16 protein-coding genes are annotated in these 22,868 nt (G+C 55.4%); 6 read left to right on the top strand and 10 right to left on the bottom strand.

What is annotated here, in order from left to right; genetic code table 11:
* Positions 1 to 16: 16 nt before the first annotated feature.
* The 4 genes from AB1772_02380 to AB1772_02365 are packed head-to-tail and all read right to left on the bottom strand — an operon-like array spanning position 17 to position 4,548.
* Entirely contained in the window at positions 17 to 1,435 is a 1,419-nt protein-coding gene (locus AB1772_02380; protein MEW5795185.1) for an ABC transporter permease subunit, read from the bottom strand.
* The gene (locus AB1772_02375) at positions 1,428 to 2,204 is read right to left on the bottom strand and encodes an ABC transporter ATP-binding protein (GenBank protein MEW5795184.1); all 777 of its coding nucleotides are present in this window, start codon (positions 2,202 to 2,204) and stop codon (positions 1,428 to 1,430) included. Before AB1772_02375 ends, AB1772_02380 begins: the two co-directional genes overlap by 8 nt.
* A 28-nt stretch (positions 2,205 to 2,232) precedes the next feature.
* Positions 2,233 to 3,732 carry an NEW3 domain-containing protein gene (locus tag AB1772_02370; protein ID MEW5795183.1) on the bottom strand — a complete coding sequence of 500 codons (1,500 nt, stop codon included), beginning with the start codon at positions 3,730 to 3,732 and terminating at the stop codon, positions 2,233 to 2,235.
* Positions 3,733 to 3,744: 12 nt separating this feature from the next.
* A complete protein-coding gene (locus tag AB1772_02365; GenBank protein MEW5795182.1) occupies positions 3,745 to 4,548 on the bottom strand; it encodes a PDZ domain-containing protein in 804 nt (267 codons plus the stop codon).
* Between the two features lie 158 nt (positions 4,549 to 4,706).
* On the opposite strand from AB1772_02365, the gene AB1772_02360 reads away from it, so the two are divergent.
* The 3 genes from AB1772_02360 to AB1772_02350 all read left to right on the top strand — a co-directional run bounded on the left by AB1772_02360 (position 4,707) and on the right by AB1772_02350 (position 8,826).
* Positions 4,707 to 6,311 (top strand): HAMP domain-containing sensor histidine kinase, encoded by a 1,605-nt coding sequence (locus AB1772_02360; protein ID MEW5795181.1) that lies wholly within the window; start codon positions 4,707 to 4,709, stop codon positions 6,309 to 6,311.
* Complete coding sequence (locus tag AB1772_02355; protein ID MEW5795180.1) at positions 6,308 to 7,000, top strand: response regulator transcription factor; 693 nt, start codon at positions 6,308 to 6,310, stop codon at positions 6,998 to 7,000. The genes AB1772_02360 and AB1772_02355 overlap by 4 nt, the downstream gene beginning before the upstream one ends.
* Positions 7,001 to 7,155: 155 nt before the next feature.
* Positions 7,156 to 8,826, top strand: a complete 1,671-nt coding sequence (locus AB1772_02350) for an amidase (protein MEW5795179.1) — start codon at positions 7,156 to 7,158, stop codon at positions 8,824 to 8,826.
* A 216-nt stretch (positions 8,827 to 9,042) separates the two neighbouring features.
* On the opposite strand, the gene AB1772_02345 is transcribed toward AB1772_02350, so the two are convergent.
* The 5 genes from AB1772_02345 to lptB form a co-directional block, all read right to left on the bottom strand.
* Entirely contained in the window at positions 9,043 to 10,347 is a 1,305-nt protein-coding gene (locus AB1772_02345) for a DUF4388 domain-containing protein (protein MEW5795178.1), read from the bottom strand.
* A gap of 568 nt (positions 10,348 to 10,915) precedes the next feature.
* Positions 10,916 to 11,275 (bottom strand): ribosome-associated translation inhibitor RaiA, encoded by a 360-nt coding sequence (gene raiA, locus AB1772_02340; GenBank protein MEW5795177.1) that lies wholly within the window; start codon positions 11,273 to 11,275, stop codon positions 10,916 to 10,918.
* A gap of 31 nt (positions 11,276 to 11,306) precedes the next feature.
* Entirely contained in the window at positions 11,307 to 12,263 is a 957-nt protein-coding gene (gene glpX, locus AB1772_02335) for a class II fructose-bisphosphatase (GenBank protein ID MEW5795176.1), read from the bottom strand.
* Positions 12,264 to 12,368: 105 nt separating this feature from the next.
* Positions 12,369 to 13,766, bottom strand: coding sequence for an RNA polymerase factor sigma-54 (rpoN, locus tag AB1772_02330; protein MEW5795175.1), 1,398 nt, complete (start codon positions 13,764 to 13,766; stop codon positions 12,369 to 12,371).
* A gap of 110 nt (positions 13,767 to 13,876) precedes the next feature.
* Positions 13,877 to 14,602 (bottom strand): LPS export ABC transporter ATP-binding protein, encoded by a 726-nt coding sequence (gene lptB, locus AB1772_02325; GenBank protein ID MEW5795174.1) that lies wholly within the window; start codon positions 14,600 to 14,602, stop codon positions 13,877 to 13,879.
* Positions 14,603 to 14,876: 274 nt separating this feature from the next.
* On the opposite strand from lptB, the gene AB1772_02320 reads away from it, so the two are divergent.
* Positions 14,877 to 15,605 (top strand): sugar phosphate nucleotidyltransferase, encoded by a 729-nt coding sequence (locus AB1772_02320; GenBank protein MEW5795173.1) that lies wholly within the window; start codon positions 14,877 to 14,879, stop codon positions 15,603 to 15,605.
* Between the two features lie 51 nt (positions 15,606 to 15,656).
* On the opposite strand, the gene AB1772_02315 is transcribed toward AB1772_02320, so the two are convergent.
* A complete protein-coding gene (locus tag AB1772_02315; protein MEW5795172.1) occupies positions 15,657 to 20,324 on the bottom strand; it encodes a T9SS type A sorting domain-containing protein in 4,668 nt (1,555 codons plus the stop codon).
* Positions 20,325 to 20,758: 434 nt separating this feature from the next.
* Between AB1772_02315 and AB1772_02310 the strand changes: the two genes are divergently transcribed.
* Together AB1772_02310 and AB1772_02305 are read left to right on the top strand one after the other, a co-directional pair.
* Positions 20,759 to 21,355, top strand: coding sequence for a penicillin-binding protein activator LpoB (locus AB1772_02310; protein ID MEW5795171.1), 597 nt, complete (start codon positions 20,759 to 20,761; stop codon positions 21,353 to 21,355).
* An 86-nt stretch (positions 21,356 to 21,441) separates the two neighbouring features.
* Entirely contained in the window at positions 21,442 to 22,845 is a 1,404-nt protein-coding gene (locus AB1772_02305; protein ID MEW5795170.1) for a hypothetical protein, read from the top strand.
* The last annotated feature ends 23 nt before the right edge of the window (positions 22,846 to 22,868 follow it).

Raw genomic sequence — 22,868 nt, 5'->3', positions numbered from 1 at the left:
ACTCCCTTGGGCGTTCTTAGCGCACGTCGTAGCGAGCAAAGGTAACGAAGGCGCCGGCGAAGAACAGTATGTTGAAGAAGGCGAGAAGGCCGATGTCGACCGCCGAAGCAGCCAGCGCCTCGAGCGTGCTCTGCGGTTTGAATTCGAACCGGGGCATTTCTCCCGGATCGATCCGCTCCGCTTCCTCCTGAGGCGCGCCATCGTGGATGCGAATCATCCTCACGCTGGCGCCGGAATTGAACCCCGTCTTGGCCCTTTTGAATTCGCCGAACGTGCGGCTGTATTCCAGTGCGTCCTGATGGAACCGCTCGCTGAGCGCGAGGGAAGTCCCTGCCAGATGCGAGATGGCCAGCGTTAGGGACGCCGTGGGTGACAGACGCGCCAGACCCAGGGCCAGGTGGCTCTGCCGTTCCTGCGCGTTATGACGCCGTTCATTGAGCCGGCCGGACAGCTCATCCATCTTCGACTGGCGCACATTAGTAAGCGAATCCATGTATTGGTTCAGTTTCTGGATAGGATCGCCCTCAGCCCCGGCCATGGTAATCGACATGTCGTTCAGAGCATCGAAGTACTCGTCACGCAACTGAGTGGCATAGCGGGCGATTTGCGAGGCGATTTCGTCCACCGACGGAACCTCGACCGCACGGCCCGCAGTTAAAACGGCCACCCGTGGAATTATCAGGACGCAGGCAATCCAGATCACGAGCATCACGAGAAAAGAGCTCGACGAACGCTGGGTCAACGCCGAGACCCCGACAGACAGCGTCAGAAACACGCCGAAATACAGAAATCCGGTCAACACAATCAGAAACAGACTTAGCCAGTGGCCTCCCGACATCGGCACCGCCATAATCGGCAGGAGCACTGCCCCGGCTATCAGTGCAATCAGCAGCGACGCGCCCAACAAGGCCGAACTCCCGAGCAGTTTGCCGACGATATATGTATGGCGAGGGAGGGCGTTGGCGAAGGACAACCGGAGCGTGCCCTGCTCTTTTTCGCCGCTGATGGCATCGTATCCGAGCAGTATCGCAAACAGAGAGAGAATCACCTTGAAGAGGAACTCAAGGTCGAGGAACTGGAACACGGCGTAGATAGGGTCCTCGCTGAAGCGGCTGTCCTGCACGGTGGGTTCACCGCGCCCTCTTACGATAGCAGTACGGCCTATATCGTTGGATACACCGGAGACGAGTGTCGCCAAAGGATCAGGAGGCAGGAACGCGATCGCCTCGCCCACCGCATTCCAATCAGTATTGGCACGGACCTGCCGATGCACCTGTTCGCGGGAGGCGTCGTACTGGTTGCGGTACAGGTGATATCTGGCCGCGCCGGCATAGAACGCGGCGATAATCAGCACTGCGCACGCTCCGAAAGTGATCGCGAACTTGGTCGAGCCGATCAGGTCGCGGATTTCCTTTTCGACAATCGTCCTAAGCATGACGACTCTCCACGGCGACGCCCTCTCCGTTGCTGCCCGCCATGTATCGCATATAGATTTGTTCAAGGTCCTGGCCGGCCAATTCCGACGCTTCTTTCTGCATGATTATGCGGCCTTTATCCATAATGGCAATGACATCGGCAACCTCGCGGGCGCGGAAAATGTCATGAGTAGACATCAGAATAGCCTTCCCCTCGGCTCGAAGTTCACCAAGCAGTTGGAGGAATTCGTGGCCCGCTTTCGGATCGAGTCCGGCAGTGGGCTCGTCGAGGAGGATAGCCGGCGCATCCTTAAGGATAGCGATGCCAATACCGCATTTCTGGCGCATGCCCTTGGAGAAGCCCTTGAGCCGTTTGCGGTGAAACTCGCGCGCCAGACCGACCCGATCCAGCACGCGGTGGTAATCATCGGCGGTGTAACCCGTTTTGCCGCCCAGGCGGGCGAAGAAGTCGAGATTCTGCAGCGCAGTGAAATTCGGGTAGAGCATGACGTTCTCGGAAACGAAGGCGACTTTTCCCTTGGCTCGGAGCGGTTCCTTGTGCGACACAATGCCGCAGACCCGGGCCTCTCCCTCGGTCGGATCAAGGAGGTTCAAAAACAAGTTGATGGTCGTGGTTTTTCCCGCACCGTTGCCGCCGAGCATGGCGAATACTTCGCCCGGCATGACACTGAATGAAACATGGTCGAGTGCCAGTACGCCGTCTTCGTATCGCTTGGTCAGACCGAATGCTTCAAGACGCGGGCTGGTTGTATCACTGTAGTTTTCCACAATTACCTCTCGTGCATGATGTAGCAGTTTATCGTCGGGATAGTCGAATGCCGTACACCACAATCCCGCCGACCAATCCGACAAGTGCCAGAACGATGGCGATCGTGCCCAGGACATTTGAAGCAGGCTGAATTTCGATCGTTACCGTTTTATCGGTGGCGTGCACCGGCTGGTTGTTCGACGTAGCGCTGGTGCGAAGGCGGACTTCGTACTTCCCGGGGGATATCTTTTCCGGCGGAGTGAACTTCATGTTTACGCGCGCTTCTTCTCCGATACCGATCGTAGGAATCGATAGCGGCATGATCTCCTTGCTCCATCCAAGCGGCATGTCGGCGCGGACCTCGGTGTTGTCAAGGCGACGTGACCCCTCATTGACAATATCCACCGCCATAGTCACGGATTCGCCGCTGTGAATTGCGTAGTAAAGCTGTGGCGAGCGCACCAGCAGCTCTCCTTTGCCGCGGGGAATCAGTTCGAGCCGCACAAAACCGATGTCGAGACCTTTTATCTCCTGTTCCGTCCACTGCCGGGCGGGCAGATCCTGAAGCCGGCGCGCTTTCTCCCGGGGCAGGACCAGAACGTAGAACGGGATAGCGGCGTCCATAGCGACATCGGCGGCGCTTCGATCAGGCAGCGTCACTTTAAGCGCCGCGCGCTTGCTCCGGCTGCTCTCAGTGAACTTGACCTGGCTCAGCCGGGCCGCGCCGGTTGAATCGGTGAAATAGCGGTTAATGGACTTGGGCAGGTTTACGACCTCGAGTGAGAACGTGTTGTCCAGGCCGCTGAACAGCTCGAGGGTAAGGTCGAAATTGGCTGATTCGCCCAGGTCGACCTCCTGTGAGAACTGTTCCGACTGAACCAGCACACGGTTCACCGACGCGTCCTTCTGCAGGAAGATCTTCATGTTTCGCTGGGCGCCATTGCCGTAGATCAACATGACCGTGACCGCATCGAGATCCTGAAGTAGAGTGAAGTCGATCTCTTTCGGCTCGCCAAAGCGGAGTTCTTCGACCTTAGCCTCATACGGCTGGCTGATTATTGCGTTGTCATCGTTGAGCAGGCTGACATAGATGTTGTGCGTGACATCCGGCTGCAAGGAGCGAAAGAGATCGTCCTCGACACCTATCAACTGGCGGAACTCCTCGGAGCCGCCCGAGGTGTTGGCCAGGGTCAGGCGAACATGCTTACGGCCATCGGGCGCCTGACTCTTTACGGCACGAGTAACCGAGACATACTGTTCCTCGAACAATACCGCCAGCAGCGATTGCTGGTAGTTGACCTCGGCATCGGAAAACGCGCGGCGCGCCTGATCGAGATGCGTGCTGGAGATAAGCTGCCGCGAATGAAGCTCCTTCTGGCGTTCAAAATCCTGGCGTGCGACCTCGTATGCCTCTTTGGCGCGCTTGAGTCCAAGCAGGCGATATTTGTCATCGCGCTGATTAAAGAAATCACCCGACTGACCAAGCACCGGGGCAAGGGGGAGCAGGCCGGCCAGAACGACAAGCAGTGCGGCGGAGGCAAGTCGCATTGAGCTCTCCCGCTACTTTCTGATCCGGATCAGGCCGGTCGGGCCTTTCGGCTTGATGAAGGTGAGGTTCGATGTCTGCCCTTTGCTCTCTACAGACAGCGCAATTGTATCCCCCTCCCGGCACTGGTTGTAGCGTTCGGTCAAATCCAAGGCGTTAGAGACGGGCTGACCCTGCAGGGCCGTAACTACATCACCCTCCAGTAATGTCGCCGGAATCGGGAAATCGGGCGGCATGGGGAGTTTTTGTTTTACCACGACTTTGCCGTCGTCATTGCTCAGCAATACGGCCATCTCCGGCCACGGTACCGAGTTCTCATCGGCCTCGACCCTGAACATCATGCGGCCCTGAGTCGGCCCACCCTCTTCGATAGTCACTTCGGTAATCGGCTGGGCGGATAGCTCGCGCGCGGCTGCAATCTCATCGTTCGTGGCCGCCGCGTAAGTGACAACCACCGGGCTGCCCTTCCTTAGAATACCGAGTCTAATCTCCTCACCCGGCTTCGCGGCGCTGAGCACACGCCCCAGTTCTTCAAGAGTCTTGACGCTTTCTCCGCCGGCGCTGACAATGCAGTCACCCGTTTTGATATCGATCTGACGGTATTTCTCCAGGCGAGCGGCCGGCGGAATCACACGCAGCACGCGTGGGCCGTCAGGCGTGGATTCGACAGAGGCCCCCAGTTCGACAATCTGATAACTCGAATCAACCTGAATTGAAACCGACTGCTTGTCTTGTGCCGTGGCGCTAATTCCCAAACTCAGGGTTAAGGCAACAACAACGAACAGAAAACCGGTTCGAATCCGTTTTGACTTGCTCATCCAAGAATCTCCTCATGAAGTTTCACGTCCAACTGGCAAACTGTACGGTATTAATACCCCGCCTGTTCGGCTCTGTGGAGTTAAGTTACGTTACAGATCGTTAAGAAGTGTTAATTTGGGTTTTGCAGAACCACGTGCTACCGTATACTAAACTGAGTATGGGACTATCGACCCGAACCGTCTGGATTATTACGGCCGCCATGGTGATTGCGCTGGCCGGACTGGTGGGACTGCAGGCATCGCTCCTCGGAAACGCCATGGAATCGCGAGAGCAGTCTTTCCGGCGAAACGTGCTCGCGGCGATGTCCGACATAGCCCGCGGACTGGAGACTGCCGAGACGATCTCGGCCACCCTGCACGTGGTGGACAACGCCCGGCGGATGGTAATCCGAGCGGCCACAATCTCTGATGATGGCGCCGGCAGGCGGCTGACTGACTCGACCTTCTTCTTTCAGTTCGCCCTGGCCGATTCTATTCCGGATCTTGACAGGCACCTGCTTGCCGTCTGTGAGTCATCGGCTGACACGTCGGCCGTCATGTTCCAGTACCTCCTGAGGGACACGAATTTGGAGGTGCGCTTTGTTGGCGACAGCACTCTGGCGGTGGATTCGGTTATCGCGCGCGATTCTCTGCGCCTAGGGGTGATCCAGAGAGTGATCGAGCGCATCGAGTCAGGTCAGTGGCTGCCTATAACCGATCGAATCGATCCTGGCCGTCTCGATTCACTCGTTCGCGACGCTATGGGTGAATATGGCATCGCCTTAAGACCCGTCTACGCCGTTTACTCGGGAGCCGACACCACCGTGCCAATTGAGAGCGCCCCCGGTTATCGCGAGGAGTTGGCGGCATCGGAATTCCGAACCGACTTATTCCCTCATGATATTCTCGCCGTTCCGAACAGCCTCGTGCTCTACTTCCCGGGGCGGGCTGTCTACATGTGGCAGCAGATCGGCCCCATGCTGGCGGCCACGGTTTTCTTCATGGTAGTGATCGTAGGCGTGTTTGCTTACTCCGTGAAGACCATCGTGGCCCAGCGCCGGGCAGCACGGCAGATGGTTGATTTCGTCAATAATATGACTCACGAATTCAAGACGCCCATTTCCACGGTCGCCCTGGCCTGCGAGGCGATCCTGCGCCCTGATGTGCTGCCCGACCCCGAGCGCGTGAGGCGCTTTTCGCAGGTCATTGTCGACGAGAACCGCCGCATGCGCCATCAGGCGGAGAAGATTTTGCAGATGGCCGCTCTCGAGGAACACCGCGGGCACCTGCAAACAGCGCCTGTGGATCTGCACGAGGTCATCCGCAACGCCGTGGAAAGCATAAGTCTTCAGGTCGGGCAGCGCGGCGGACGTATCACGTGCGATCTTGGGGCCGGCAGTAATGTCATGGCAGGCGATGAGCTCCACTTGACCGGCATCATCTACAACCTGCTGGACAACGCCAACAAGTTCTCGCCGGAATCGCCCCAGATCAGTATCAGCACCGAGGATGCGGCCGGCGGTATCAGGATCACCGTCTCCGACCAGGGCGTCGGTATTTCGTCCGAGGACCAGAAGCACATTTTTGATAAGTACTTTCGTGTCCAGCGCGGAAACATCCACGAGGCGAAGGGGTTCGGGCTGGGACTCAGCTATGTCGCCCTGATGGTGCGGGCGCATGGCGGAACAGTTCGGGTGGAATCGGAACCAGGGCACGGCACCCGGATGATTCTCTGGTTCCCCGTGCTACGGGCAGACAAGGACCCAAGGGGGCATGACGCGTGAAGGGTCGCGTGCTGCTGCTGGAGGACGACCCCAACCTGGGGATGATCGTGCGCGAGCATCTCCAGATGAACGGTTTTGAGGCGGTGCTTTGCGCCAATGGCGAACAGGGCCTCGAGCAGTTCCGTCGCGAGCGTTTCGATCTGTGCCTGGTCGATATCATGATGCCGCGTGTCGACGGCTTCACCTTTGCGCGCGAAGTGAGGCGGAGGAATCAGGATGTGCCCCTGGTATTTTTGACCGCTAAATCACTTAAGGAAGACAAGATTGAGGGGTTCCGGATCGGCTGCGATGACTATATAACCAAACCGTTTTCAGTCGAGGAACTACTGCTCAGGATTCAGGCAGTCTTGCGGCGAACCGGCGGCCTTGGCTCGGAGGATACGCGCACTGAGTTCGAGATCGGCAGCTACACCTTCAACTCAGTAACGCGCACCTTGAGGTCTGAGTGCGAGGAACGGCGATTAACCCCAAAGGAGTCCGATCTTCTGCGCCTGCTCTGCGTGCACCAGGACAAGACTCTGGATCGTACCCTGGCTCTGCGCGAAATCTGGGGTGATGACAGCTACTTTAATGCCCGCAGCATGGATGTGTTCGTATCTCGTCTCAGAAAGTACTTCACCGACGATCCTCGAATAGAAATCTCAAGCATTCACGGGGTAGGTTACCGGCTGACTGTCAGCAACCTGTAGGCGGGGAGACGACTCACCCGGGGATGAGATCTTTTGCATCAGATCCCACTCTGAACCCGACTTGCCCGGCGCACAGTCAGCGTACTGGCATCGGTTCGGCAAATAGAGTATACTCCCCGGCGTCACCCAGGGCGAAAGCATCGAAAGGAACGCGTATGAAGTCATTTAAGATGACCAATGTCTCAGTTAGTTCATGCCTGTTTGTTGTTGCTGTGGCCACAGTCGCCTGGGCGGCGGAGGACAGCGTAAAAGTGGACAGCCGCTGGGTATCAGAAGCGGCGAGATTGATCGATCTTGAGTTCACGCCGGAGGAGCGCGACTCGATGCTGACCGATCTGGCGGACAACATCGCCTTCTACCGAGCCATTCGCTCAGCCACAATTGACAACTCTGTGCCGCCCGCTCTCGTTTTCAATCCGATTCCCTCAGGTGCAACATTCGATACCGTGCAGCGTCCTGTCAACTTTGGGCCGCCTCCGCCGGTAAAGCGCCCGGCCGATTTGAACGATCTGGCCTTCAGCAGCGTGCGCCAGTTGTCCGAACTGATACGTACCCGCCAGGTAACATCGGTGGAACTAACCGAACTCGCGCTCAGCCGATTGAGGAAATACGATTCTGTTTTGCACTGCGTTATCACAATGACCGAGGAGCTTGCCTTGAGGCAGGCTGCCGTTGCCGACAGCGAAATCGCCGCAGGGTACTATCGCGGTCCGCTTCATGGGATTCCTTATGGCGCTAAAGACCTGTTGGCTGTCCGCGGCCACCCGACCACCTGGGGCACGACGCCCTATAAGGGCCAATACATTGACCGTGACGCCGCGGTAATCCACAAGCTTTCTGAAGCGGGAGCTGTCTGTGTAGCCAAGCTCTCCCTAGGCGAATTGGCCTGGGGCGATGTCTGGTACGAGGACACCACGCGCAATCCGTGGAATCCGGCCCAGGGATCGAGCGGCTCATCGGCCGGGTCCGCATCTGCGGTAGCCGCCGGGCTGGTGCCGTTCGCGATCGGCTCAGAGACGTGGGGTTCAATCGTGTCTCCGTCGACTCGATGCGGCGCCACCGGCCTTCGTCCCACGTTCGGCCGGGTCAGCCGCGCCGGCGCCATGGCGCTGAGCTGGTCGATGGACAAACTCGGTCCGATCTGCCGCACCGTGGAGGACTGCGCGATCGTTTTCAACGCGATCTACGGCTACGACACGGAAGATCCAACGACCGTTAACCTGCCTTTCAATTACCAGCCGGATGTCGATTTGAAAACGCTGCGAATCGGCTATCTAAAGAGCGACTTTGATTGCGACACTTCGTACATGAAGCAAAATCTCGCGGCGCTGGACAAACTGCGGGAATTGGGAGCGGAGTTAATCGAGATCGAACTGCCGGAGCTGCCGGTGTATCCGCTCTCCATTATTCTGTCCGCGGAGGCGGCTGCTGCCTTTGACGAGTTGACACGAACCAATCGCGATGACCTGATGACCCGACAGGTCAAAAACGCCTGGCCGAATGTGTTCCGCAGTTCGCGTTTCATCCCGGCGGTTGAGTATATCCAGGCCAATCGGGCAAGAACGCAGTTAATCGAAGCCATGGGGGCATTGATGGATTCGATTGACGTATACGTTTCGCCTGCATTCGAGGGCGACAACCTGCTCTTGACAAACCTGACCGGACATCCCTGTGTCGTTCTTCCGAACGGCTTCGATGATGAAGGCTCGCCGGTCAGCATCACCTTTGTGGGCAGACTGTATGATGAGGGCCCGCTGCTTGAAGTGGCATGGAAATATCAGCGCGCGACCGACTTTTATACACAGCACCCGCCACTATTCAGGTAAAGCGCGAATGCTCGAAGAGCCAGGGTGCCCCACCGCTTGCGGTGGGTGAGGATTGCTTTGCTTCCCTTCGAGGTAGAGCCAGGATAGAGTGCTTGGGGTCAAGCCCGGTGCCCCACCGCTTGTGGTGGGTGAGGATTGCTTTGCCTCCCTTCGAGGTAGAACCAGCATAGAGTAGTTGGGGTCAAGCGTCGAGGCCTGGCCGTGTACAACGACCGCTTAGATCAAGCTGCTGATAATTGCGATTGAATCCTTGCTCGCTTGTGTCGGAGGAGTAGTCGCCCGGTTGTGCTCGTCCAGGCGGCGGCAGCCTTCGAGCAGGATAGCCTCATTTGTCGAGAAGACGTTTGGCGCGGGCAACTCATCGGGACACACAGGGTCAACACTCCAGACCCCCTGGTTCCAACCGACAGCACTGTAAACGGCGTCTGGGCCAATAAAGTCGTCGCATTCGGCGTACATAACTCTTCCCCGGTCGATAAATACCGTCAATTGCCGTCCCTCCGCTGAGATACTTATGCGGGCGGTCTTGCCCGTGGGCCCCATCGCCTGCAGCAGGTCGATCACATTCATGTCGGCAAGCGAACCGTGGGTTCCCAGGGCCTGCAGCAATTCCACGCGCTGGTTGCGTTGAGTGATCAATCGTTCTTTGAACCGGTTGAGTTTGATCATCAGGAGGTCAAGCACGTTTCCGGCCCGGACGACCTCCTCGAACCCGATACGGAGCAACCGACCAATGTCTGCATCGTCGATTTCCCGCATGACCAGAAAACTGGGGCAGGAAGCTATCGCCGTCGCAAGGGAGTCAATCTCCGCGAACAGCATCTGCAGCCTGCTTGAGTCACTTCCAACTAGCACAAGTATGTCGGGCTTCGCGCTTTCAAAGGTAGACCTGAGATCATGGGGCGACACGCACTCGGTAACCACAAACCCCTGATGTAGCAGCACCGGCCTAAGAGCAGGTACGTCGGTGTCGTTGTCTCGAATGAGCAGAACCCGGCACGCGGCCGACAACGAGACAAGCTGATCGATCGGCACGGACACCGAACCGGACGCAGGAATGTCGCGAGTGGGTGGAGATTCCGAGATGACGACGGCGTCCCGGTAGTGGGAGACGATGGCAGCGCGCAATGTGTCAGCGATCGCGACGTAACGCTCCACCCTTATTCCCGGCAAGAGCTCACGCAGCTCCTGGTCGAGACCGCTGCGCCTCGGGTTTTCGCAGGCGATCTTCAATAATGATCCGGATTTATCATAGAAGAACGGGAGTATCAGGCATGATCGAGCCAGGTCCGCCGGGATCATCCGGATCACGCCTCTGTCAATGGTGATGCCTGATAGACAAACCGGTGGGAAGCCGAATTGCCGCGCCAGCGACGTCACCAGGGTCTCCTCGCTCGCGTAGCCGAAGCGATATAGATGTGACTCCAGGCGGCCTCCGCAGATGCGCTGGTAGTCGAGAGCCTCGCGTACGAAGGCCTCTGCAACGGTATTATCGGCTATGAGCAGTTCATCCAGACGCATTACTCGACCCTATCGAGATAAGCGCGCACTTCTCTCCGCACGAGGATCGTCCCCGCTACTCGAGGCGAGATGTCGGTTCGCGCCAGGCACATCAACGGTCGTGTGCTACGGTAGATTAGCCTTCGCCAGGCTGATCCGAGAAGGGGGGTCGATCCGGCCCGATACGGCATATTGTCGGCTGCGGTGGCCGAATTTTGAGCAGGTAGTAAGTAGGACTAATAAGGGCTGGATTCTACAACAGCAGTACGCCGGGCTTGCCTGGCGGTTGACCAATCAGGCGAGCTCCGGGCACCGCTCTGCTTCGGGAAGACGGGACATGACGAATAGTCTGGTACCCGTACCCGCGTGTTGTGACGGTGTTCGATCACCAACGGCATCGCGCTCCGTATGCAGCGGCCGGGGTTTTCACTCGCCGCAATCGGTTCATTCGCAAGAAAAATGTCAACACGTGATTGTAGTCCCACCTGCAGGTGGGTGGGCCGCCGAAGGGGTGAGTTCGTTTCCCGGCACCAACGGCGGCCCGCCAGTCGCACCACGAGCGCGCATCCAACACGCGGGTGTTTACGAGCTACATATCCACCGCGTCGACATCGGTCTCGGGACGCGTGATCGAACTCGTCAACTCCGTGATCTCGGTCGGGTCCTTCTCTTTGAGCTTTCCCTTGAACTTCTTGAGCTGGGCTTTGATTTTATCGGAAGCGCCGGTGATCGCGGTTTTGATGTCATCGGTCTCGGCCTTTGCCGACAGCATGTGAGCGTGCACCTTGACCCGCAGCTCGGCGCTGCGGCGGTGACGCTCGGCGTCAAGCACATACTCCGCCGAGATTATACGGTCAAAGAATCGAGTCAGACCTTCCATTTCCTCCTCAGCCCTTGCTCTGATTTCGGGCGTGAGGTCAAAATGGCGAGCAGTAACTTTTTTCAGCATACGTGACTTCCTTTCTGTGACCTCGGTTAATTCAGTATGTCGGGTTATCATCAAAACAATGTTCGGTAACTATAAAGCGTCGCGTACGCGTCCGGGAACGCATCACCATCGAATGCGTGGTAGCCCCGTCGGAGCGATAGCAGACGCCGTTGAGTACGTCGCCGTCGGTAATACCGGTCGCGGCGAACATGACGTTTTCGCTGCCGGCCATGTCTATGGTACGATATACGCGGCTCAAATCACCATGTCCGGCTGATTTCAGTCGAGAGCGTTCGTTGCCATCGGTGGGGGCGAGGCGTGCCTGGATTTCGCCGCCGAGGCAACGCAGCGCCGCCGCGGCCAGCACGCCGGCAGCCGAACTGCCGGTGCCCATGAGTATGTCGATTCCGCTGCCGGGGATCGCCGTGGCGATCGCCGCCGCAACATCGCCGTCGGGAATAAGGTGTATTCGCGAACCGACTCGGCGCACCTCGGATATCAGCCCGGCGTGACGCTCGCGATCGAGAATCACGACAGTCAGGTCGGCGACCGAATAATCAAGGGCTTCCGCAATTCGGTAAAGGTTTTCTTCGACACTGAGGTTGATATCAATAGCGCCGGCGGCCATCGGCCCGACTGCCAGCTTGTTGATGTACTGTGAGGGCGGCAGATGGAAGTGCCCGGTCGGGGCCAACGCAACTACGGCCATGGCGTTGGTGCGTCCGAAGGCCACCGAGCGGGTGCATTCGAGAGCGTCCAGGGCCAGATCGAAATTGTTGTCGCCGCCGACGCCGACTATTTCGCCGGAGAACAGATGGGTGACTGTGCCCGGTTCACCCTCGCCAAGCGCGATCCGTCCGGAGAACGATATCAGGCCGAACGCCCGGTGCATTGCCGCTGCCGCCGCGTGATCGGCGGCAACCGCGTCGCCCTTGCCCACCCAGCGTGACGCTGCCAGCGAGGCGGCCTCCGTTACTCTTACCAGTTCGAGGGCGTAATTGCGATCCACAGTCCAATCATCCAATGACCATTCGGTCGCTTCTGAGGGCGCCGACTTCACGGTTGTCCGATCGCCGTCGGCGCGACGGAGACTCTGGCTCCGTCTCTATAACCGTTATACTACCGTCTTGCGGAACCTAGCTGCCTTGATGCCCAGCTCTTCGCGGTACTTGGTCACCGTGCGGCGCGCCAGATTGATGCCTTCTTCATTCAACAGGCGAAAGATCTCCTGATCGGACAGCGGCTTGGACGGGTCCTCCTTTACAATGATCTCGGAAATGCGCTGTTTGACTGAGCGCTTGGACATGTCCTCGCCGTCGGAACGTGAAATGCCCGTGTTGAAGAAGTACTTTATTTCATAGACGCCCAGCGGCGTCTGTACGTATTTGCCGTTGGCCACCCGGCTGATCGTGGCCACGTTCATGCCCACCTTCTGGGCGATGTCTTCCATGATCAGCGGTTTGAGGAACGGGGCCCCCTTCTCGAAGAACTCACTCTGCTCCTCAACTATCGCGGTCATCACGCGGATCATCGTGGTGCGCCGCTGGTTGAGAGCATTCAGAAGCCAGCGGGCCTGCTCCAGCTTGGAACGCACGTACGCCTTGGTGTCCTGCGAGGTATTGGCGCCGCGGCGAATCAGTTGCTTGTAGCCGGAGTTTATTCTCAGGCGCGGGACATTTCGGTCGTTGAGGAACACCTCGTACTCGTCGCCGATCTTCTCGACAATCAGGTCCGGTGCCACCGGCATGGCGCCGGTATCGAACCGGCCGTGGGCCGGCGTGGGAGAGAGGCTCTTGATCAGTTCCATCGCCTTCTGAGCGCGCTCGAACGGGACCCCCATCATCCGGGCGATCTGGAGCGTCGATTTCCGCTCGAGATCATGAATGTGCTCATCGACTACCCGGTAGGCCAGCGAGTTCTGCAGCCCCTTTTCTTCCAGTTGGGCCATCAGGGATTCGCGGAGGTCGCGGGATCCGACTCCGGTCGGATCAAACGTACGTATCTTCTGCAGGATATCGGCGATCTGAGCTTCCTCTATCCCCAGCTCGGCAGCCATTTCGGCGACCGAGATGGTCAGATACCCGTGCGTATCAATATTGCCGATGATGTACTCGCCGATAAGCCGCTGTTCGTCGGTGAGCTTGAGGAAATTGAGCTGTTCGAGCAGATGATCATAGAGCGATTCCACCTGGGCCGCGCTCCCCTCGAACGTGGACTCGTCCTGCTCGCGATGTTCGCGAACTTTGTAACCTTCTTCGTCATCGGATAAGAACTGGTCCCAGTCGACCTCCTCCCGTTCCGACTCTTTGTTTTCGATCAGCTCGATCTCGGTCTCGGGGGTCTCCTCAGTATCCGGTTCCAGTTCCTCGATCTCCTCGAGCATCGGATTAGTGGCCAGCTCCATTCTCAGCATCTGCTCCAGCTTGAGAATGGGCGCCTGGACCATCTTCAGCGACTGAATGAGCTGCGGGGCCAGGGTCTGCTTGAGTCTTAACTGAAGGCCGAGTTTCATAGGCTGCCTGAATCCTGGGGCTGGTTTTGGTCTCCTATGTATCGATATCGGATCGAAAAACGGGCGGATTGACCGGGCAGGGTGAGTAAGTTCATTTATTACACACCCGCCTAATTCAACCGGAACTTCTCTCCTAAGTATATCTTCCGCGCTTCCGGGTCATTGGCCAGGAATTCCGATGTCCCGTCTTTTAGTATCTTTCCGTCGCACATGATATACGCCCGGCTGCATATCGAGAGCGTCTCGCGCACGTTATGATCGGTGATCAAAACACCCAGGCCGCGGTTGACCAGACGTCGAATGATCCCCTGGATATCCTCGACCGCGATCGGGTCGATTCCGGCGAACGGCTCATCCAGCAAAATCAGCTTGGGATCGTTCACCAGCGCCCGGGTGATTTCCACGCGACGGCGCTCGCCGCCCGAGAGCGTGTACGCTTTGTGTTTTCTTAGATGTTCGATATCCAGCTCGCGCAACAACTCCTCTAACTTGGCCCGACGCTCCTTCCGGCTCATCCGGCGAAACTGCAGGATAGCCATGATGTTGTCTTCGACTGACAGCTTCCGAAACACCGAGGCTTCCTGGGCGAGATAACCGATCCCTTTCTTGGAGCGGCGATACATCGGCCATCGCGAGATGTCTTCCTCGCCGAAATACACTCGACCTTTGTCGGGCCGGATAAAACCGATAATCATGTAGAAAGTGGTGGTCTTCCCGGCACCGTTAGGTCCAAGCAACCCAACCACTTCGCCCGGAGTCACCCGAATGGATACGTCGTTTACAACAGCTCTTTTGCGGTAGTACTTGAAAAGTCCCTTAGATTCGATTACCACCATATATCTAATATACGCTCGAATCCGGCCCATGCCACATAAAACTGGAACAGTTCAGCACAATTTTTGCTGTCGCGGGTAAGTGCTTTGTAATCAATACGTTATTAGGTCTGTATTCCGATCGGCGCAGGTCGTGCGCCATTCTGCCAAAACAGTTGCGCGGCAACAGGAAAACGGGTAGAGTAGGCCAATAAGAGGGCCTCCTGGGGCGCCCGAGGTAGCGTCGGCCGATGAGGGCATCGGTCCTGCACGTCTTAGACATGAAGCTTTCCAATTCATGATCAGTGACTCACGTCCTCAGCTAACAGCAGTCGTCCTGGCCGGCGGCAAGGGAAGCCGCCTGATGCCGCACACCGCCGAAATTCCCAAGCCGTTAGTCGACGTCGGCGGACGTCCCGTCGTCGAATACCTGCTGGTGCGGCTCAGACGGAGCGGTGTCCGGCGGGTCGTGATGGCGGTCAATCACATGGCCGATCAGATTGAGCGGCGCCTCGGCGACGGTTCCCGATTTGGTCTCGCAATCGAATACTCCCATGAATCAACGCCGCTTTCGACAATCGGGCCGTTGCGCCTGATAAAAAATCTGCCTGACGATTTTGTTGTGGCCAACGGCGACGTGCTCACAGATCTGGATGTCCGAGCGTTGTACCAGTCCCATATCGACCGGCGCGCCGATTTGACCGTCGCTACATATCGCGGGAATGAGAAGATCGATTTCGGAGTGCTGGAACTCGATGAGAATAACGGTGTGGTCGGTTTCCGGGAGAAACCGGACTATTCGTTTATCGTGTCGATGGGGATATACGTCTTCAACCGCTCGGTACTTGATCTCGTGCCGCCTAACCAGGTGTTCGGTTTCGATCAATTGATGTTCGCTCTGCTCGAGAAGCAGCGCCGCGTGTTCGCACATCCGTACGACGGCTTCTGGCTCGATATCGGCCGCCCGTCGGACTATGAGAGAGCGCAGGCGGAGGGCGAGCGGATCAAGGGATGGTGCAGCTTGTAAGTCAGGACCCATACGGCCCTGACAATTGGCGCCTCTCTGCTGTTTGGCTTCTTACTTTAGCAGGAGCATCTTCTTAGTCTCCACAAAATCGCTGGCTTCTATTCGATAGAAATATACTCCGCTGGCCACATGGCTACCGTCCCAGATTACAGTGTGAGTTCCAGCCTCAAGATGTTTGTCTATCAAGGATGCAACTCTCTGGCCCATGATGTTGAAGATTTCCAGCTTTACATTAGAAGCCCTAGGCAAGGCAAAATCAATTTCGGTAATGGGATTGAATGGATTGGGGTAATTTTGTGACAATGAATATTCGGTTGGCAGATTGATGTGATCGTCGTCATCCTGAACATCAGTTGCAGCCACACTGAATGAGTTTTCCAACACGAATGCGTTTCCAGCGTTATCGGCGATTTCTAGTCGAACGTTATGAGTTCCTTCCGACCATACTGAATCATGCTGTGGCAACCAAGAAATTCTAATATGATATGGATCAAAAATAACCATATCCGGCGAGACAGTATCTTCGTCGATTTCAATCAACAGTGACCACGGGTTAAGCCCACTCGAGTAATCACCCGTATCCTCGAACACAATTTCAAATGAATCCGTGGGAGCAATTGATCCGTTATTTTCCGGATATAAGTAATTATAGGAAGGAGCAATAGTATCAGGCGGAATTGTATCAACACCTGCAAAATACTGCCCGCCCATAACAATCTGAGCCATAACTGTATCACCTGATAGGCTTGATGTTAGCTCGACTACCCGCGCTAATGTAGAATCCCACCGATGTATCTTCAGGTTACTCCGAAAGCTAGAGGCATATCCGGTTTCCGCCAAATCATTATCAGTAACCAGGATTTTGAAATCTAAAGGTGACGGGAAATCATATACTGGTGTCGAATCCGGGTTAAATACGTCAACTTGATAGGCCCTACCTACAGCCGTAACCATAACAACCGTCGTATCAACTCGGGCGGCTTTGTACGAGGATAAAGCGACTGCCTTCTGACATTTATAGGGAACATTCACTATTTGACCTGCCACTTTCAACGGCCAATCGATATCAAGCGGAATAATCTGTCCAATCGAGCCATCAATAAAATCTCCGGCACCTACAACTAATTGTGATCCACCATCAATAATATCTTGACCAGTTTGGATAACCGCCCCTCGTAAATCGGTAATAAACTCATTATAAGCCACTAGTATCCCATCGATTGCATCTTGGATCAGAGGAATCACACCCGATAGAATATTTACTACCACCTCTTCCAGATCCCTATTATCTGATTGAATGTATGGATCATCATAATAACTTTCTGTTGGGAAAATACCTTTTCCAACATTACATACTTTAGTCACCGCTGTTAGGTATTTCCGCGTATCGGTAGCGGTAATCCCTGCACCAATTTCCAATTTCGTGACTACGCCAATCCCAGCCTCAAATGGAACAGATACTGAAATATCATAGATTGCCACATCCTCTATCTCCTTCTTGACATCAAGTGAGGAGTTTTGCACTTCATAAACGTAGCTTAAGTAAGAAGTAACTGCCTTCGTGAAATCACTATTCATGCTAATTGGATCAACAAAAAGTGGTTGTGTTGGTTGAACGGCCATACTTACAAGGTTTATCTCTGTATCCCATATATGCTGCATTACTTCTGGTGTGTAATAGTAAGTGACATTTTCAAAGGTATGCTTTTCGCCTATGCTTTGAAATTCTTTATCGTCCGCTGATAAGCAAATGCTTCCACCCACTATATTATTGGACTCATTGAATAGAACTCGTTGAGTCTGTGAACCTCCTACGTGATAACCCATATTGGGAAGTAGTTCACCAATGTCCAAGCCAAGCAAATGGGGAGCAATTTGGGCCTCATAAAGACTAACATCAAAAGATTGTGCTGCAGTAATAAATACTTCCGCATTTGCATTTGGGTGCTGGTCATAATAGATTGAATGATTAAATGCTCTGGCACCGCCTAAGACGGAGGCATTCACTGCAGCATTTGGCAGATTGAAGTTAAAATACCGACTAAGACTACTCTGAACTAGTTGTGTCTCAAATCCGATACTAACCTCGCCTTCGATTCCCAGACCGCCTGCAATCATGTCACTAGCATCTACAACAAGCTGCTGAGTTCCCGAACTTTGGAGAATAAGCTCCAGTATAGCCCTTTGTATAATTGACGTTACAGGTGACAAAGGTGCACTGGCCGTATTTAACGTTTCTAATAATACGCCTGCTTGAACCTTCTGTTGCTCCGTGCTGTTAGGTTCGTCAAATGTAAACTCCTGCTCACCAAAGAGAACGGGTTTTACTGCTACTCCCGCTCCGATCCTATAGTTACCAAGCATTTCGATCTTACCAACCTCGAATGCCAATCCAACACCAGCCTCGAATCTCCTACCAAATACTAGAATATCTTCTGATGCTTCTCCTTTTAGGAGCTTTAACTTAATTCCTACTCCACCCTCTCCGGTGATTGAGGCTTGTGCTCCCTTGATGCCTAACGGACCAATTGCAGCACCCGCGCCGAGACCGCCCTCCGCCGTCATCTTAGCAAGAATGTCCCATGATTTTTCGTACCTACGATTTTCCAACGTAACATCGAATTCCACTTGTTGGCCCGGAAGTAAGAAATAGTCATTAACTGAGACTACTGCAAAAGCCCTAGTATCACCAATACTCATATCCAGTGAGTCAGAAGAGAGCGCAATAGTCAACATTCCGGAGTTACCGCTTTGAAATGACTTCTCCAGATCACCAGATTGAATGCGCACATTCTGATTTGCACGGGGATTGCCTCTGCCATCCACTACCTGATAGTATCTATAAAGCGTTCCGCCCTGCATTACGGTGGAGATTTCTGGATTGGGATCCGGCGAAAGAGGAATCACAACGAGGGAATCAAATAATGCCGATCGATCCAGACGAAAAACACCGTGTCCTCTGGTTCCCGCGAAGACATCTCCATTACCGTCGACAGATATCGCCTGGACGTCCTTGTTTATCAGCTCGTCGCCGATAAGCGTCCACGATCTGCCGCTATCCGTAGAATGATACACGCCATCATCACCCCGCCCGTATATGGTGCTGTGGTCCGCATCAAATACAATGCTGCCCGTTATGTTCGTATCCACTAGTGACCAGGTGTCACCATTGTCGGGGGAACGGTACAAGCCTCCAGAATACACCGCAGCAAATACAGCGCCGTCGCCGCCAACTGCGATACTCGAGACTAACGTATTCGGGAATCCAATATTCGCAGGCAACCAGTTTGAACCGCCGTCAACTGACCTGAACACTCCCCCCGTTTGGGTGCCGGCGAAAATGGCGCCGTCGTCATTGACGGCAAGAGCGTAGACACCGGAATTATCGGAGTCAAATCCTGTCGCTGTCCAAGTATCACCACTATTGTCAGATCGATAGATTTGTCCGCTCGCAGCTCCAGCGAATATGCTATTACTATTGTTTATTGCTAGACTCATTATTGCAATACTCGGTGGAAAAGGCAGTAGCTTTTCCCAGGTATTGCTGCCGCTGATTCTACGACTGAATACGTTGTTGCCGGAACAAGCGAAAATGTCGTCTCCGCCGTTGACCGCCAATGCCCAAATGCTACATGATGCGCCGTCAGCATGCTGCCACGAATTCCCGTCATCGATAGAAGAGTGTATACCCTGGCCCCTGGTGCCGGCAAATATCTCCCCGTTCTCAGTCGTGACAAGAGAAGTTACTAGCGAGGCGGCAAGCCCCTCATCGACTGCGCTCCAATTCAGACCATTGTCAAATGAGCGATAAACTCCTATATCGTTCATAGCCACAAATAGATGACCGTCGCTATTGACCAGAAGATCCTTGATTCCGCCAAGGCAATGCTGAGCAGTGACATTGATTCCTGTCCAATCATGCCCAAAATTTCCGGAGCGATAAATATCCCCGTCGGCACCAACAATGAGTAAATCGCTGCCAATGAACGTGAGAACACATGCCGGCTCATCCGATATCCGAATCCAGTTAGTGCCAGAATCGGTACCAATATACAAACCGGTACCGCGAGAAACGAATACATAGCCTATACCGTGAGTGATACCGCATATCGGGTCGTCTATCCCATAGGAACCAATTCTCGCCCAACTATCTCCTTCATCAAAGGAGCGATATAAGTTGCCCCTATCATCCCCAGCGTATAAGGTTTCTCCGTTAGATTCTATGACCTGTATAGAGGGAGGCTCAATACCACGGCCTACGGCTTCCCATGTGGCACCATTGTCGAAGGATCGATACACACATTCATAGGGGAAACCATAGCCAGCAGCGAAGATGTGGTCCGCTTGATTGATCGTTATGGACGTTCCACCATGTATTATTCCGTTACCTATCTGCGCCCAGTTCTCACCACTGTCCACGGAGCGGAATACTCCGTTGTCGTTCGTGACAACGAAAATGTGGCCGTGACTGTCGACGTCGATTCCCCAAATCTCTAGTCCCGCAAAACCGTTGTTTATGGCTGCCCAACTGTCACCATTGTCTGTTGATCGGAACATACCCCCCAACCACGTACCGGAGAATAGAGCCCCCTCACTATTGCTGGCAAGCCGCATGACTGTTCCACCTACCGGACCATTGGTCGGTTCCCAAGTCTGCCCGAACAGATTGGCTGACATAACCATCAGCCCAATGACAATAATTAGAAAAGACCTTTTCATAGCCTCCTCCTGTGGATTTAAGGACTCGATTGATTTCTCAGTGACATCAAAAAAGCCCGTGTCACAGCAGACGACGGGCTATATCTCACAATGCAGGTGCGACTTTCAGTGCGAGTGACTTCGGAATCGTCAGGCAAGCCCATAAACGCAACACCCCTCAGAGAGACAATTGGTAGTGACTGCCCAAGATGTAGGTCGTGCTGTCAATATACGAAGATCGGCATGTTTGTCAACCCTAAAAGCACGTAATGACCCGGCCCCAGGCTGGGTTTCGATGCCAGCTGGTCTTGCCCCCCCCCTCAATCCTTGACCCCCGCCCGCCGAAAACACACAATACGCCGCGAAAAGTCGCAGTACACAACATGGACAAGGGAACTGATCCTGATTCATGACGTAGACGAAACAAGAAAGCTACTCTCATAAAGGAGACCCCCATGAAAGGAATTCTGACCGTAATCGCAATCACCGCCCTGCTGCTCGGATGCGGCGGCGGTAGACAGGTCACCCGGTTCGATCCGAACACGCAGACCGATCTGAGCGGCAAGTGGAACGACACCGACTCGCGTCTGGTCGCCGAGGAAATGATCGCCGATTGTCTCTCCCGGCCCTGGCTAACTGAATTTAATCGGACAGCCGGAGAGAAGCCGGTCGTGACTGTCGGCACGATTGACAATCTCAGTCATGAGCACATCGCGATCGAAACGTTTATAGCGGACTTTGAGCGCGAATTGATCAACTCCGCCCAGGTCCGCTTTGTGGCCGCCGCCGACTGGCGCGCCGAAATCCGCCGCGAGCGCTCCGAACAGCAGGAGTTCGCATCGCCGGAGACCATGAAACGGATGCGCAACGAACTCGGCGCTGATTTCATGCTGCAGGGCGCAATCAAGTCGATTGTCGATCAGGAGGAAGGCAAGCAGGTCGTGTTCTATCAGACCGATCTGACCCTGGTCAATATCGAGACGATGGAAAAGGTCTGGATCGGCCAGAAGAAGATCAAGAAGGGGATTTCGCAGGGCAGCACCAAGTGGTAGGCAAGTCGAGGATTGTTTTGTCCGCGGGCAGATGTGGGCATCTGTCGGGCACGTGTATTTCGCAGGGCAGCACGAAGTGGTAAGCGATGTCTGACAAGCTCCGCTTCATTGCTCCCCTCGGTCTGGTGTGCCTTGGCCTGGGGTCGCTGGTCGGCTGCGGCTCGATGGCCACCCGGATCGACTTTTACGAGCCGGTCACCCTCTCGGCGCGAGAGGGCCAGTATGATTCGGCGGCGGTCTATCTCGAAAGAGCTCGCAAGGACGGCAAGTACGGCGAAAAGGACCGGGTCGTTTACTATGTCGATGCCGGTCTGGCGTACCACTACGCCGGGCTGTATGATTCCAGCAACGCTCGCTTGCATGAGGCCGAGAATGCCGCCGAAGAATTGTTTACAAAGAGCATCTCAAAGGCCGCGTTGTCTCTCCTGCTGAACGACAACGCGCTCGATTATGCCGGCGAGGACTATGAGATTCTGTACACCAATCTCATCAAGGCGTTGAACTATCTGGCGAAAGACGATTTCGAGGGCGCGTTTGTCGAGATTCGCCGCGCCAATCTCAAGCTGGAACTGCTTGACCAGAAGTATGCCGATGCCGCCCAGCAGTTTCAGCGCGGCTCCCAGAAAGACACGAATGCAGTCAAGATCAACTATGAGGCCAAGCCGGTTCGCTTTCACAATTCGGCATTCGCTCGGTATCTGTCTATGCACGCCTATGCCGCCGCCGGCAAACACTCCGATGCCGATCTCGACCGACAACTGTTGCACCATGCGTTCGAGACTCAGCCGTTCATCTACGGCTTCGCTCCACCCCCGGTGACTTACGCGCGGGATTCCGGCGCGGTGCTCTCGGTGGTGGCGCTTGCCGGCATGTCGCCAGTGAAGCAGGCGATGGAGCTTCGTCTGCGCACCGATAAGGACCTCGATCTGGTGCAGGTCTTCTACACTGATCCGGAGCGCGGCGAAACTGAGTACGGCCATCTACCGCTTCCCATATCTGAGGATTACTATTTTGATTTCGCCATCCCGCACCTGGTCGACCGGCCATCGCAGATTGCCCGCATAGAGGTTTATGCTGACGGCGCACGTGTAGGCGAGCTGTCACTGCTCGAGGATGTCGGCCCGGTGGCGCGGGAGACGTTTGAGGCGAAGAAAACGCTTATCTATCTTCGCTCGCTCGCCCGTACTATCGCGAAAGGGCTGATCGCGCACAAGCAGAAGGAGAAGGCCGATACTGGCGGCCTGGGCGGCTGGCTCAAGAAGGCCGCGATCGATGTCGTGACCGATATCACCGAAAACGCCGATCTTCGCTGCGCCCGCCTCCTGCCGGGGCGAGTCTATGTCGGTGACTTTATTCTGCCTCCCGGACGCCATGATGTTGCGGTCGAGTTCTACGATGCCGACGGAGCGCGTATCGGAGGGCAGAGCTACCCCGGATACGACGTCTCTGCCTCAGGCCTGAATTTGATCGAGGCGGTCTCGCTGCAGTAGATCGCCCAGGTCTCGCGGGTCCC

Source organism: Candidatus Zixiibacteriota bacterium (assembly GCA_040752815.1).
In the GTDB taxonomy this organism is placed as follows: Bacteria; Zixibacteria; MSB-5A5; order GN15; family FEB-12; genus JAGGTI01.
Note: the sequence above shows the minus strand (reverse complement) of the source record. Positions and strands in the feature narration are given on the sequence as shown.

Coding starts and splice junctions, on each gene's coding strand:
- AB1772_02365 (MEW5795182.1), bottom strand. CDS start 4,548: ATGAGCAAGTCAAAACGGATTCGAACCGGTTTTCTGTTCGTTGTTGTT.
- raiA (MEW5795177.1), bottom strand. CDS start 11,275: ATGCTGAAAAAAGTTACTGCTCGCCATTTTGACCTCACGCCCGAAATC.
- AB1772_02320 (MEW5795173.1), top strand. CDS start 14,877: ATGATCAGTGACTCACGTCCTCAGCTAACAGCAGTCGTCCTGGCCGGC.
- AB1772_02345 (MEW5795178.1), bottom strand. CDS start 10,347: ATGCGTCTGGATGAACTGCTCATAGCCGATAATACCGTTGCAGAGGCC.
- AB1772_02360 (MEW5795181.1), top strand. CDS start 4,707: ATGGGACTATCGACCCGAACCGTCTGGATTATTACGGCCGCCATGGTG.
- AB1772_02350 (MEW5795179.1), top strand. CDS start 7,156: ATGAAGTCATTTAAGATGACCAATGTCTCAGTTAGTTCATGCCTGTTT.
- rpoN (MEW5795175.1), bottom strand. CDS start 13,766: ATGAAACTCGGCCTTCAGTTAAGACTCAAGCAGACCCTGGCCCCGCAG.
- AB1772_02310 (MEW5795171.1), top strand. CDS start 20,759: ATGAAAGGAATTCTGACCGTAATCGCAATCACCGCCCTGCTGCTCGGA.
- AB1772_02305 (MEW5795170.1), top strand. CDS start 21,442: ATGTCTGACAAGCTCCGCTTCATTGCTCCCCTCGGTCTGGTGTGCCTT.
- AB1772_02380 (MEW5795185.1), bottom strand. CDS start 1,435: ATGCTTAGGACGATTGTCGAAAAGGAAATCCGCGACCTGATCGGCTCG.
- AB1772_02370 (MEW5795183.1), bottom strand. CDS start 3,732: ATGCGACTTGCCTCCGCCGCACTGCTTGTCGTTCTGGCCGGCCTGCTC.
- lptB (MEW5795174.1), bottom strand. CDS start 14,602: ATGGTGGTAATCGAATCTAAGGGACTTTTCAAGTACTACCGCAAAAGA.
- AB1772_02315 (MEW5795172.1), bottom strand. CDS start 20,324: ATGAAAAGGTCTTTTCTAATTATTGTCATTGGGCTGATGGTTATGTCA.